Origin of the sequence: Paraburkholderia sp. MM5496-R1 (assembly GCF_050436205.1) — a bacterium.
In the GTDB taxonomy this organism is placed as follows: Bacteria; Pseudomonadota; Gammaproteobacteria; order Burkholderiales; family Burkholderiaceae; genus Paraburkholderia; species Paraburkholderia tuberum.
On record NZ_JBNDLT010000001.1, the window covers coordinates 1113652 to 1127634 of the forward strand.

Below are 13983 nucleotides of genomic sequence, written 5' to 3' on the forward strand. Positions count from 1 at the left end.
GGAAGTGGGTTCAGGGGACGGTTGGCTGATCGATCAGCGACGGCGTGCTCGTGTCATCGGCGCGACCGGCGCGCTCCGATACACCACGACGCGGCGCATGCGCATGCGCTTGCCGCAATTCGAGTGCCGCGTGCACGACCTCGTCGGTCGGAACGCCGAGCAGGCAGGCGTGATGCCCGTGCGGACACACGCTGCGATAGCACCAGCGGCATTCGACGTCGCGATACAGCACGCGTTGCGGCGTTTGCCACGGCGTGTGCTGCGGGTTGGTCAGCGCGTAAAGATCGACGACCGGCGTGCCGAGCGCGGACGCGACATGCACGGGGCCGCTGTTGTTGGACACGAGCACGCTCGCGCGTTCGAGCAGCGCGGCGAGTTCGGCGAGCGTCAGCGCACCGCTCATGTCGTATAGCTGCGCGCGCGCGCCGGGCGCAGCCGTGCGCATCACGGTCTCGACGAGCGCCCGCTCGCTCGCGCCGCCGGTCACGAGCACCGAGGCGCCGGTTTCGCGCGCGAGCTGCGAGGCGACCTCGCCGAAGCGCTCGGGCGGATAGCGGCGCGACGCAGCGGTCGCACCTGGATGCAACACGATGCACTCGGTGTGGCGGCAGATGCCGAGCGTCCTCAGTTTCGCGTCGAGCGACTGGCGCGCGGCCGGCGGCACGCGAAAGCGCATGCCGGTGTCGCCCGTCTGCGCGCCGACGTGATGCACCAGATCGAGCTGGCGTTGCACCTCGTGCCGTGTGCGCTGCTGCGGCTCCGGCTCGCGCAGCCAGTCGGTCAACAGCGCGTACGGATTTTCACGGCAATGCGCGAGGCGGCGCGGAATCCCCGCGAGATAGCACAGCATCGCGGCCGGCAACGGGCTCTGGCTATAGACGGTGAAAATCACCGCCGCGTCGAAGCCGCCGCGCCGCAGCCGCTGCTGCATGCGGTGATCGTCGAGCAGATCGCGCGTCACGGTCGACGCGGGCGCGACCCACGGCGCGTCGTATTCGATCACATCGTCGACGTCGTCGAGAAACGGCGCGAGCGCGACGCCGCTGCGCGACGCCAGCAGCGTGAGCTGGCGGTCTTCGGCGGACTCGCGCAGCGCGTGCAGCGCGGGCGTGGTCATCAGCACGTCGCCGAGATTGTCGAGGCGCACGCACAGAATCCGTTTGACCTCGCCGCCCCAGCACACCGGCTGCGACGTATCGGGCGCGCGCGCGTGAGCCAGCTTGGGCGGCGCAAGTGGCAGAGGTGCGTTCACCGCGGCGCCTCCTTGCGGCGCGCCGCGGTGCCCGGCGGCAGGCCGTGCAATACGACGCGTTGCGCGGCCTCGTGCAGACCGGCGGCGCGCGCGCCCGGCGTGCGCTGCGGGCCGGTTCGCCATTCGGTTTCGTGGCCGTTGTCGAGCAGGATCGTGCGGCAGCCGGCGCGATTGCCCGCTTCGACGTCGTCGAGAATGTCGCCGATGAACCAACTGTTGGCGAGATCGAGCTCATGCTCTTCGGCCGCGCGCAGCAGCATGCCGGGCGCGGGCTTGCGGCAGTCGCAGACGATCGCGTAACGCGCGACGCTGCCCTCGGGATGATGCGGACACCAGTACGCGCCGGCGAGCGTGGCACCGCTCTCGGCGAACATCTGCCGCAGCCGGCGTTCTACGTCGAACAGCGCTCTGTCTTCGAACTTGCCGAGTGCGATGCCGGACTGATTGCTGATCACGAACAGCGCGTACGGGTACGCGGCGAGCAGCGCGAGCGCTTCGCGCGCGCCCGGCGCGAAACGCATCAGCGCGGGATCGGCGTTGTAGGGCACGTCTTCGAGCAGCGTGCCGTCCTTGTCGATGAACACGGCGGGTAGCGTCATGATGGTTCGTGGTATGCGCGAGCTTCGGTCAAAAGTCGGAAAAAGGCGCGCCGCAGCCGCTGGACCGGCCGCGGCGTGCGCCGTCGTCAACGGGACGACGCTCCGGCTGCTGCTCGCAGCGGTAGCTGCGCCGGCTCGGACGCGGTGTCGAGCGATGTTTTGGTCGGTGCGAGCCTTGCCGCGCGTGCATAGATTTGCGCGAGCGCATCGCTGACGCCGCGCCAGGTGAAGCCGGTCCGGGCCCGGTCGAGACCCGCTTCGCCCATCCGGCGCGCGAGCGCGGGGTCGCGCCGCAAGCGGTCGAGCCGCGCGGCGAGCGCGTGCGGATCGCGCGGCGGCACGAGAAAGCCGGTCACGCCATCGAGGATCGAGTAGCGGATGCCGCCGACATCGGCGCCGATCACCGGCGTCGCGCAGGCCATCGCCTCGATCGGCGTGATGCCGAACGGCTCGTACCAGGGCGTCGTCACGAACACGTCGGCGGCGCTATAGAAGTAGCGCAGCCGCGTGCGACCACGCCGGCCGACGAAGCTCGTCTGCTCCGCGACGCCGCATTCGCGGGCGATCTCGCGCAGGCGCGCGATCTCCGGCGTCGCGATTTCGTTGGGCGCGTCCGAATTGCCGCCGACTATGTACAGCTGCGCCGCCGCGTTGAACGTGTGCTTCAGCACGCCGACGCCGCGCACCACGTTGTCGATGCCTTTGCGCGGCACGAGCCGGCCCAGTTGCAGCACGATGAAGTCGTGCTGGCGCCAGCCGAGCGCATCGCGGGCGGCTTCGCGCTCGACGGGCATGAACTCCTCGGCATCGAAACCGCACGGCACGATCTGGATGCGCGCCGGATCGGCGCGATAGTGTTCGAGCAGATCGGCTTGGTCCTGCGGACATTCGGCGACGAGCACGTCCGAGCCTGCGACCAGTTCGTCTTCGATCGCGAAGCGCTCGTCGGGGAAGCCGTCATCCGTTCCCTGATGGATACGCCGCACGCGGCCGAGCGCGTGAAAGGTCGTGACCAGCGGCACGCCGAGCGCAGCCTTCACTTGCAGCGCGGCGAGGCCGGACATGAAGAAGTTCGCGTGCATCACGTCGTAGGACTGCGGTTCGCGGCGAAAGAACGCGCTCAGAAACGCGGCGAACTCGTCCATGAACGGCAGCAGTCGTTCCTTTGGCAATTGCCGCGGCGGTCCCGCGGGCACATGAATCACGCGCACGCCGTCCATGTCGACGCGCTCGGGCAGCAGTGCGCGATCGCGGCGCGTGAACACGTCGACCTGATGGCCCATTTCCACCAGTTGACGCGCGACGTTCGCGACGTAGATGTTCTGTCCGCCGCTGTCGACGCCACCGGCGACAGCAAGTGGCGACGCGTGTTCGCTGATCAGGGCGATCTTCATTGGCATTCCTTCCTGCGATGAGCGGCTATTGATGTTGACTTTGGTAAGCGGCGCACAGCATGTGGTGTGCCATTCGCATCCTGCGGTGCGGACAAACGACGCAAACGTCGCGCGGAACCGTACGAAGCGCTGTAGCGTGCCCTTTCTCGTAGGAAGAGAAGCGCTGTGGCGTTCCCTGTTTCTACATACGGTCATGTAACTTCGAACCGCTTGCGCCGCGCCGGTACTAGGATGGGCGAAGGACCCCGCCCAATTAATAAGTAAGAAGTGCGCGGAAAAGGGCTGGAGCCAGCGCCTTTTTTGCTTGCGCCCGGGCGCGCCGCTTGCGCGACGCCACACTTGTGCGACGTTTCTTCCGGGTGCCCTCACCACGACCTCATGCCGAATTCCGCCCCGCCGCCTCGCTCCGAACTGACGCGCCGAATCGTCGGCGATCTCGCGCATGCGGTATGGCGTTATCGCTGGCAGACCAGCGGGGCGCTCGCGCTGATGATCGCCGCGCGGCTCGCGACCGTGCTGATGCCGCTCACGCTGAAGCACATCGTCGACGAACTGAGCCATCCGCTCGCGCAGGTGGCGTTTCCAGTGTTCCTCGTGCTCGCCTATGCGCTGCTACGATTTTTCGGCGACGCGCTGAACGAGGCGCGCGACGTCGTGTTCAGCATCGTCGTGCAACGCACGGTCGCGGCGCTGACCGAGCGGACCTTCGCGCATCTGCATCGGTTGAGCGCGCGCTTTCATGCGCGGCGCGAGACTGGCGCGATCGTGCGCGACGTGCAGAAAGGCGCCGACGGCATCGGCTTTCTGCTCGGCACGGCGCTGTTTACGATCGTGCCGACCTTCTTCGAGATCGCGGTGATCGTCGCGATCATGGTGCATAGCTACGCGCGCGAATTCATGCTCGCGATCGTCGTGACCTTCGTGCTGTATGCGGGCTATACGTTCGTGTTCACGCGGCGGCGCGTCGCATTCCAGCGCGCGGTCAATCTGCTCGAAGCGCAATCGGACGGGCGGCTCGTCGACAGTCTGCTGAACTACGACACGGTCAAATACTTCGCGACCGAAGAGAGCGAGACGCAACGGCTCGGCAACGTGCTGGAGAAGTGGGTGCACGCGCGCATCGCTAACCAGAACGCGTTGACCGCCTTGCACGTGGGACAGAGCGCGGTGATCGCGCTCGGGGTAGCGGCGGTCATGCTGCTCGCCGCGCAGCACGTGGTGGCCGGCAGCATGAGCGTCGGCGATCTGATTCTGGTGAACGCCTACCTGATCCAGATCTGCATGCCGCTGAACACGCTCGGCTTCGTGTTTCGAGAGACCAACGACGCGCTCGTCAACGTCGAGCGCATGTTCGTGATTCTGGCGGCGCGCGGCCGCGTCGGCGAGGATATCGATGCGCGCGACGCGCAGCCGCTGAAGGTCGGCGCGGGGCTGATCGAGTTCGAACATGTCGATTTCGGCTACGACACGGCGCGGCAGGTGCTGCGCGATGTCGACTTTCACGCGTATCCGGGCAAGACGCTCGCGGTGGTCGGCGGCAGCGGCTCGGGCAAATCGACGCTCGTGAAGCTGCTGTTTCGCCTCTATCGGCCCGAGCGCGGCATGATCCGCATCGACGGGCAAGACATCAGCATGCTCACGCAGCGCAGTCTGCGCGAGGCCATCGGCATCGTGCCGCAGGACACCGTGCTGTTCAATGAAACGATCGCCTACAACATTGCCTATGGACGTCCGTCGGCGACGCGCGCGGACGTCGTGCGGGCGGCGCGGGCCGCGCAGCTCGACGAGTTCATCGAGCGCTTGCCCGACCATTACGACACGCGCGTCGGCGAGCGGGGCGTGCGGCTATCGGGCGGCGAGCGGCAGCGCATCGCGATTGCGCGCGCGATTCTGAAGGACCCGCGCATCATCGTGTTCGACGAGGCGACCTCGGCGCTCGACACGCGCTCCGAGCGCGCGATCCAGACCGAGCTGACGCGCCTCGCGCAAGGCCGCACGTCGATCGTGATCGCGCATCGACTTTCTACCGTCGTCGACGCGGACTGGATTCTGGTGATGGAGCACGGCCAGGTGGTCGAGCAGGGCACGCATCGGGAACTGCTCGCGCGCGAGGGCGTGTACGCGAAGATGTGGTCGCTGCAATGGCAGCAGGGTGAACTCGAACACGCGCAGCGCCGGCTGACCGCGCGATCGGTCAGCGTCAGCGCATTGACGGCGGGTGTGATCGATGCCTTGCACGACGAGATCGCCGGGCAGCGCGTCGTCGTCTACGCGGAGCCGTCCGACCACGAGCTGCGGGTGACCGGCGATCCGAGCGTGCTGCAACCGTTGATCGCCGAGTTGTGCCGCAATGAGATCGCGCAGGCGAGCCCGGGGCAGCGCATCGCGTTGCGCGCGCAGCGGCACGGCAATCATGTGTGGTTCAGCGTGCTCGGCATGGGCGACAAGCCGGCCGAGCTATCGCAGGCGGCGGCGCGGCAGATGGAAAGCGCGCTGACGGCCGCGGGCGGCAGCTTCACGCTGACGCCGCTGAACGGGCGGCTCGCCTATGTGGCGATGCTGCCGCTGCGGCCGGTCGCGGATGCGCAACCGCCACTCGCGTCGGCGCCCACGGCGCCGGATTCGGCGGAGCCCGCTGCGCTCGATGGCCTGTTCGTGCTCGTGATCGACGACCAGGAAGAAGCGCGCGACGCGCTCGAAGCGGTGCTGAGCACGAGCGGCGCACGCGTACGGCTATGTGCAGCGGGCACCGAAGCGCTGGACTGGCTGCGCGCGGCGGACCCGGCGCAATGGCCGCACGTGCTGCTCTGCGATCTGATGCTGGCCGGCGAAGATGGCTATGACGTGCTGAGCCGTTTGCGCGCACTGGAAGGCGGCCGGCCGTCGATACGCGGCCGCCCACTGCCCGCGATCGCGCTGACCGGCTACACGGACGCACTCGACGAACAGCGTGCGCGCACCGCGGATTTCGACGCGCACTTGCACAAGCCCGTGGCGCCCGCAGAACTGATCGCCGCGATCCGGCGGCTCGCGCAGGCGCCGTCGCGCGCGGACACGGCGTTGCCGCGATAATGATGCGCGCGATTCAGGTCTGAGCGAGGTCTCAGATCGACGCGTCGAACTTGCCACCAACAGTCGTCGTTGCGGACGCGTCGAGATTGCGCTCGGCCGCGCGCACGCGGTCGCGCATCGCGAGGATCGACCGGGGGACCACCCGGCGTTCTCGCACGGTCCACGCGAGCCCGGCCAGTAATTCGGTGCCGTCGCGCATCAGCGTGCCTTCCCACGCGAATACGTCGAGGGCGCGCACAGTCGCGCTCAACGCTTCGCCCAACGGCAGACGCAGCCATGCGACCCACGCGGCGTTGCGCGCGAGCATGCGACGGCGCAACGCGCTGTCGCGCCCCGGCGACGGATGGTGATGGAGCGTCAACTGCTCGCAGTAGACGATCGCATGTCCCGACGCGAGCACGTCGAGCGAAACGAGTGCTTCCTCACCGCCGATGAAAAGACGCGGCTCATAGCCGCCGATCTCGCGATACAGCGCCGCGCGAAACACGCACGCGCCCGCCATCAATCCGATCAAGGAGGGTCCCGGCAGACCGACACGGCCGAGCGGGCTTGCGCGCATCAACGCGCAGGTCGGATCCGTCGTGTTGTCCGCGCCGACCGCGACACGCGCATTCAGCACACCGACGCGCGGCCATGCATCGAGCAATTGCACCGCGCGTTCGAGCGAGCCCGGGCTCCACCAGGTGTCGTCATCGCAGAACGCGACATAGTCGGTCTCGACGCACGCGACCGCGTGGTTGCGCCCTGCCGCGCCGAGATTGCCGTTGCATTCGACGACGCGAACGCTCGGATAGCGCGCTTCGACGAGTGCGACCGTGTTGTCGGTGGAACCGTTGTCGGCGACGATGATCGGCGGGTTTTCGGGCAACGCGAGCAGACGTTCCAGGGTAGTGAGCAATTCGCCCGCACGGTTATACGTGAGAACGACGACCGAAATACGCGGGTGGGGGGCTTTGGTTTGCATGCTGTGCAATCGTTCAACGTTGGACTGCGACGACGCAGCAAACCTCGTGCCGTACGTCACGCGTTTTGCGTAGTTGGAGCCGATTCGTCGCAGCCAAGCTGCCAACAGCGTTCAGGCGAAAAGAGGTTCGCCTGTCCTTCGGGACCGAATGCGCGCAGTTGGCTGCGGTAGGCGTCGATTGCCGCACGCTTCATGCGCTCGTGTTGCATGGTGCCGGGCGCATCGAACGCGTGCGGTGGCTGGGCGGCGTAGCCGCGTTTCGCGAGGTCGCACAGGCGCGCTTGCACGACGCCGGACATACGCCGGTAGGGCACGTCTTCATACGCGACGAACTGCGTGGCTGGCTGACGCCGCATCAGGGCGAGACAGGCATTGGACACGAGAACGTGATCCGAATGGAACAGGCCCAACGGCATCACGATCAGCGTGGGTTTTGTTTCGGAAACAGCGTGGTTCAACGCGGTGATCAGCTCGTCCGCATCAGGCGATGCGTGGTATTGCGCGTCGCGAAACAGCAGATGCACGGGAATCGCCGACAACAACCCCAGCGCCTCCCGGTCTTCCGCCTGACGCGCCCGCATCGCTTCGAACGCGTCGGCGAAACCGGCCGCGCGGTCCCAATCGGTCGTCATGTTCTCGGCGGGCGGCGCGGTGAAAACCGTGCAGACGACCGTGCGGGGATGCGCGGCGATCAGAAGTCCGCAGCTGAGGACAGCATCGTCGAGATGCGGTGAGATGACGAGCAAGCGCTGGTCCGATTCCATACCGGGGAGTAGCAAGCTGCATTCCGCCGGCGCGGTGCGCGAAGGGTCGGTGCGGGAATAGCACTTGCTCCGGTTGCGGTTCTACTACCGCTTGCCACTTCAACTATGAGCCCCCCTGCAAAACCGCCCGACCACGCGCACGCGCGCCGTTGAAGAACTCGCGGCGCTGATCGAAGGCGATCCGGTGCTGCGCATGGATATGACGCGGGCCATCATTCAGGCGCAAGAGGCGGGCTACGTGCTCGGCTATGCATCGATCGACGAACTGATGACGATCGTCGACTACCTGATGACCTACGCACCGCCGTTCAGCGAATCCGATCTGATTCACTGTCCGCTGAACGCGGTGCTCGACTGGCCGATGTGCATGCCGTCCGGCTACGCGCTGTTTCGCGACCCGGCGCTCAACGCGCAACTCAAGCACGTGCTGAACTGCTGGTGTGGCTTCCTGAGCGGCCCGCATTCACGCGCGCATTTAAATACGTCGTCGCCCGACGGCTGGTTCAGCCCTGAGGCCGACAAACGGATCGGCCTCGCGCAACGCGTCGTCGTCGCAAAGCAACGGATAGATGCGTTGCGCCCCGTCAAGCCGCTAGTTCAGCCGCGCAGCCGCGCGAAAATGTTCAGCAGGTCTTCGAGAACCACCGGCTTTTTCAGGTGCGCGTCGAAGCCCGCGTGTTCGGCCGCACTGACGTCCGCCTGCTGTCCAAAGCCGCTGACCGCGACGCAGATCACGGACTTCATCGTCGGCATGCCGCGCAGCTTGCCGATGAACTCCATACCGTTCATGCCCGGCATGCCGATGTCGGACAGGATGATATCGGGCGCGTTGCCGTTGATCATCGTCAACGCTTCCTCGCCGCTCGTCGCGGTCCGCACTTCGGCGCCCTCGCTTTCCAGCAGCAGCTTGAAGGTTTCGACGGTCGCGGCGTCGTCGTCGACCATCAGGATGCGCGTGCCTTTCAACGGCTCGGCGGTGACTTCGATATCCGCGCTCGTGCGGGTGGCGAGCCGGTGGGTGGGCAGGGTCACCGTGAAAGTCGCGCCGCGGCCGACGCCGTCCGACTCCGCACGCACCGCGCCGCCGTGCAGGTTGACCAGATCACGCACCAGCGCGAGGCCGATGCCGAGGCCCCCGCGGCGCAAGCCCGGATCGCGGCTCTGCTGGAACATCTCGAAGATATGCGGCAGCAGCGACGCCTCGATGCCGATGCCGGTATCGCTGACGCGCAGCACGGCCTCGGCGTGGTCGTTGACCTGCAACGACACCTGAATCGAACCGCGCTGCGTGAACTTCAGCGCATTGCTGATCAGATTCCACACGATCTGCTCGATCCGCGTGAGGTCCGCGTGAATGATCACGGGCGCATCGGTGATGTCGACGCTCAACGCGACGCCGCGCTGCGCCGTATCGTCCTGCACCGCGCTGCACACGCGCTGCACGATCTCGCGCATGTCGACCACGGTGCGCACGACCGACAGCTTGCCCGTGCGCACGCGCGAAATGTCGAGCAGATCGTCGATGATTTGCGCCTGGCCCAACACGGTGCGGCGGATCGTATCGGTCGCGCGCGACACGTTCAGGTTCTGCCGCGTTTCCGGCGCGCGCGCGATCAGCTCGGCGCTGGCCGAAATCAGGTTCAGCGGATGCTTGAGCTCGTGCGACACGACCGCGAGAAATTCGTCGCGGCGCCGCTGCGCGTCGCGCTCGCTTGCCGCGCGCAGCGATTCGACATGGGTGCCGCGTCCCGAGGTCGGTTCATTCACATATTCGCCGAGATCGCGCGTGATCTGCGCAAAGCCGCTGATGCCCGGTTCGTCGAGACGGGACAGCACGCCGCTCGCGAAAAAGCGCGTGCCGTCCTTGCGCAAATGCCAGCGCTCCTCTTCGGCGCGGCCATTCAGACGCGCTTCGGCGAACTCGCGTTGCGCGACGTTGTCGGCGCGGTCCTCTTCGGTGTACAGGATGTCGGCGGACTGGCCGATCATATCGGCTTCCGTATAGCCGAAAATCCGTTCCGCGCCCGCGTTCCAGCTGTTGATCACGCCGTTGTCGTCGAACGTGATGATCGCGTAGTCGCGCGTGCTTTCCGCGACGATGCGCATGCGGCGCTCGCCTTCGCGCAGCCGGTCTTCCGCCTGACGCCGCCCGGTGATGTCGATGAACGACAGCACCGCGCCGTCGATGCGGTCTTCGGTCGTGCGGTAAGGCACGAAGCGCGCGAGATACCAGCGCCCGTCGTTGCTCTTCAGCTCGCGTTCGATCAGGCGCAACGAGTCGAATGCCTCGGCCGCGTCGTCGGCGAGCTTGTCGTATTCGAGGCGGTGCGTGATGTCGAGCAGCGAGCGGCCGATGTCCGACGGAATGATGCTGAAGACGTCGGTTGCGCGCGGCGTATAGCGCTTGATGCAGATGTTGCGGTCGACGAAGATGGTGCCGATGTCGTTCGCGGCGATCAGGTTGTGCAAGTCGTCGTTGATCTTGCCGGTTTCCTCGACCTTCGACTTCAGCTCCGCGTTGACCGTGGTCAACTCCTCGTTGATCGATTGCAGCTCTTCCTTGCTGGTTTCGAGTTCCTCGGTCGCCGAGCGCAGTTCCTCGTTGATCGCCTGCAATTCCTCGTTCGATGCCTTCAGCTCCTCGGTTGAGGTTTCCGACTGCTCGATCGTGGACTGCAACTGTTCCTTCGTGCGTTGCAGTTCCCGTTCGAGCTGAGTGATGATCGGGTCTTTCTGCACGTCGGCCGGCGCCGTTTCGGCGTTCGCCACGCTGTCCTCGACCTCGTCGAACAGCACCAGCACGAAGTCCGCGTTCGCTTCCGGATCGTGCACGGGCCGCGCGGTCATGTTGACGAAGTACGACCCGCCATCGCGCTCGATGCGCACGCGGCGCGCTTCGACGCTGCGGTTCGTGTGCAAGGCCTGATAGATCGCGGTGCGCAGTTCCAGCCGCAGTTCCGGACGCACGACGGCCACGATGTTGTGCGAGGGCTCGCCGCCGGAATACTGCAGAAAACGCCCGGCGCGATCGGACAGATGAACGATTTCGGATTCGCGGCTCACCAGCACGCTGGGCGGCGCATATTGCTCGACGAGCCGCTGATGCAGATCGCCGAACGAAAAGCGACGGCGCCCCGGCGGCTGCACCGTGGTCACGACAGGCCGCGAGCTCATGGTGCCGGAAATCGCGATCGGCAGCGGCGTGTCACTGCGTACCGCCATGTTCGCGCGATAGATGCGGTTGCGCTTGTCGACCACGGTGAACATCGAGCTCACGCCGTCGGCCGACTCCGAGCTGCCGAGGAACAGCATGCCGCCGGGCCGCAGCGCGAAGTGGAACATCTTCAGGATTTCGATCTGCGCTTCGCGGTCGAGGTAGATCAGCAGGTTGCGGCAGCAGATCATGTCGAGCCGCGAGAACGGCGGGTCGCTCAGCACGTTGTGGTGGGCGAACAGCATGTGCTCGCGCAGCTCTTTCTTGATCCGGAAATGCGCGGCGTCCCTCGTGAAGAACTGGCGGATGCGCGCCGGCGTCAGGTCGGCGGAGATCGAGTCCGGGTACACACCGGCGCGCGCGAGGGAAATGGCGCGCTCGTCGATGTCGGTCGCGAATACCTGAAAAGACACGCCCTCGGGCGACTTCAGCGAGCGTTCCTGCAGCAGCATCGCCAGCGAATAGGCTTCTTCGCCCGTCGCGCAGCCCACCGACCACACGCGGATGCGGTCCTGTTCGCCGCGGTTTTCGAACAGGGGCGGCAATACTTCACGTTCGAGCACGTCGAACGCTTCCTTGTCGCGGAAGAAATTGGTGACGCTGATCAGCATGTCCTGCAACAGCGCCTGGGTTTCTTCAGGGTGCAGATGCAGATAATCGCGATACACCTGCAGGTCGGTAATGCCGTTGACTTGCAGCCGGCGTTCGATACGCCGCAGAACCGTAGCCCGTTTGTAATGTCGGAAATCGTGTGCGGTGCGGGTGCGCAGAATCACCATGATTTCGCGCAGCGCGCGCTCGGCCGACTCGTTGACCGTGTCTTCCTCGGGCTCGTCCGCCTCCGCGGCCGGCAGATGGATTTCTCGCGCGGTGGACCACAGATCGAGCAGCCGTTGCGGCATCTCGGCCGCGGTCATCACGAAGTCGGCCATGCCGGTCGCGATTGCGCTGCGCGGCATGCTGTCGTATTCGGCCTCGGAAGGGTCCTGCACGAGCGTGATGCCGCCCATTTCCTTGATGCGCGACAAGCCGACCGAGCCGTCCGAGCCCGCTCCCGACATCACGATGCCTATCGCGCGTTCGCGGTGCGCCTCGGCGAGCGTGCGGAAAAACAGATCGATGCTCGCGCGGCGTCCTTCCTCGGGCAGCTTCCGCGTGACGCGCAGGTAGCCGTCGACCATGATCATCTCGAACGAGGGCGCGACCAGATAGACGTGGTCCGATTCGATCGGCGTGGGGCCGGTGACCTGCTGCACGGACATGCTGGTGACTTTCTGCAGCAGTGAGGCCAGATTGCTTTCGTGATCCGGCAACAGGTGAACGACCACGACGAAGGCCATCGACGTGTGCGCGGGCAGCGCCTCGAAGAACTCCGTCAGCGCGTTAAGCCCCCCCGCCGATGCGCCGATACCGACGATCGGATAGAGTGCCTGGCTAGGCAGAGTTTGCCCTCGCTTCTTTGACATGGCTGCGTGTCCCTTCTTGGAAAGGATAGTGTTCAGCGGTGGATTTTTATAGGGCGACGAGCCCATTTCCTGCTGGCTCGGACGGTTATTATCCCGCATTGCACTCATTTTTCCATCAGCATCGACTGCAGCAGTTCGGCCGCGTGCCTCGCGCGCAGCACATTATCCTCCTCGCGCTGTTGGGCGGCGGTATCTCCGGTTTTGGCGAAATGGTCGCGCAACTCGCGGCTGAACATTTCGCGCTCGCGCAGCGCACGCAGCGCTTTGCGCAATGAGTCCTCGGCATCCGTCATGCGGCCGTCGCCGAGCGACGCGGCCGAATATGCATGACCGGTATGACAGCGATAACGCATCACCCGCGATCCGGTCATGCGCCACAGCGTGCCGTTGCATTCGGGGCATGTGAAAGTCGAGGGCGTCGCGAGTCCCCTGATTGCTTCGAATGCCGTGGTGCCGGCCAGCCACGCGTCTTGTTCGAGAACGATGCGATCGGTCGCCTCGCGCCGCGCACGGCCGTTTTTTCCCGGCGCGCTGGCGTTGCCGCCGGTCAGTTTTACCAAACATTGCCCCATTTGATCGAGCGGCAGCACGTGGTCGGCAAACGGCGATGCATGTTGCGGCATCTCGCTCGCGAACGCGTCGGCCGGGTCCTGGACCAGCGTCGCGCCGCCGCACGCCTGGATTGCTTCGAGGCCCGCGGTGCCGTCGTCGAGCAGGCCGGTCAGGATCACGCCGATCGCGCGTGGCCCTATCTGCGTGGCCGCAGTGCGAAAGAGGGGGTCGATCGCCGGGCGCGCGAAGTTCTCTTTCGCGCCGTGCAGAAGCCGCAGTAGCCCATCCTCGACGACGAGGTGCCGATCGGGCGGCGCCACGTAAATTCTGCCGGGCGCGTAATGTTCGCCATCCTGTGCGTGCTTGGCGGGTAGCGGTCCGGCCTGGTTCAGAAGCGCGGGCAGCATGCTGCCATGCGCGCCGATATGCAGCACGACGGCGATGCTGGCGGGCATATCGACGGGAAGCTGCGAGGCAAGCGAACGCAGCGCATCGACCCCTCCCGAGGACGTGCCGATTACGATGAAGTCGCGGTGGGTCAAGGGGGCTCCGGGACGTGGAAGCAGGCGTGAAAGCGGACCTTTCCTGTTAGTCAAACAAACGAGCAAGCCATATGCCGTCGCTGCATTTTTTGGGGCGTTGCCGGTAAAAACGTTCTTTTGGCGACGGCGGTTTTCAGCCTCCGCCACAATCCAGGCACGCGGGC

Annotated in this window: 8 protein-coding genes and 1 pseudogene; 2 read left to right on the forward strand and 7 right to left on the reverse strand. The window is 65.9% G+C overall.

From position 1 onward, the window contains the following. Positions 1-10: 10 nt before the first annotated feature. The 3 genes from waaF to OKW38_RS05480 form a co-directional block, all read right to left on the reverse strand. Complete coding sequence (gene waaF / locus OKW38_RS05470) at positions 11-1252, reverse strand: lipopolysaccharide heptosyltransferase II (protein ID WP_429360346.1); 1242 nt, start codon at positions 1250-1252, stop codon at positions 11-13. Next, positions 1249-1851, reverse strand: coding sequence for a D-glycero-alpha-D-manno-heptose-1,7-bisphosphate 7-phosphatase (locus OKW38_RS05475; protein ID WP_429360348.1), 603 nt, complete (start codon positions 1849-1851; stop codon positions 1249-1251). The genes waaF and OKW38_RS05475 overlap by 4 nt, the downstream gene beginning before the upstream one ends. Positions 1852-1937: 86 nt before the next feature. Then, entirely contained in the window at positions 1938-3245 is a 1308-nt protein-coding gene (locus OKW38_RS05480) for a glycosyltransferase family 4 protein (protein ID WP_429360350.1), read from the reverse strand. A 378-nt stretch (positions 3246-3623) separates the two neighbouring features. Here OKW38_RS05480 and OKW38_RS05485 point away from each other — a divergent pair, with 378 nt between their 5' ends. Beyond that, positions 3624-6317 carry an ATP-binding cassette domain-containing protein gene (locus OKW38_RS05485; RefSeq protein ID WP_429360352.1) on the forward strand — a complete coding sequence of 898 codons (2694 nt, stop codon included), beginning with the start codon at positions 3624-3626 and terminating at the stop codon, positions 6315-6317. 31 nt (positions 6318-6348) lie between these two features. Here the strand turns inward: OKW38_RS05485 and OKW38_RS05490 are convergent, their stop codons facing one another. Both OKW38_RS05490 and OKW38_RS05495 read right to left on the reverse strand, forming a co-directional pair. Beyond that, entirely contained in the window at positions 6349-7281 is a 933-nt protein-coding gene (locus OKW38_RS05490; RefSeq protein WP_429360354.1) for a glycosyltransferase family 2 protein, read from the reverse strand. 56 nt (positions 7282-7337) lie between these two features. Continuing rightward, positions 7338-8045: a PIG-L deacetylase family protein gene (locus tag OKW38_RS05495; protein WP_429332838.1), complete on the reverse strand. Its 708-nt coding sequence runs from the start codon at positions 8043-8045 to the stop codon at positions 7338-7340. 115 nt (positions 8046-8160) lie between these two features. Between OKW38_RS05495 and OKW38_RS05500 the strand changes: the two are divergent. Continuing rightward, positions 8161-8586, forward strand: a pseudogene (locus OKW38_RS05500) (phophatidylserine decarboxylase associated domain-containing protein); the annotation flags it as partial. A 56-nt stretch (positions 8587-8642) separates the two neighbouring features. Here the strand turns inward: OKW38_RS05500 and OKW38_RS05505 are convergent. Both OKW38_RS05505 and OKW38_RS05510 read right to left on the reverse strand, forming a co-directional pair. Then, on the reverse strand, positions 8643-12725 hold the full coding sequence (locus tag OKW38_RS05505; protein WP_429360356.1) for a CheR family methyltransferase: 4083 nt from the start codon (positions 12723-12725) through the stop codon (positions 8643-8645). 104 nt (positions 12726-12829) lie between these two features. Then, positions 12830-13819: a chemotaxis protein CheB gene (locus OKW38_RS05510; protein ID WP_429360358.1), complete on the reverse strand. Its 990-nt coding sequence runs from the start codon at positions 13817-13819 to the stop codon at positions 12830-12832. Between the last annotated feature and the right edge of the window lie 164 nt (positions 13820-13983).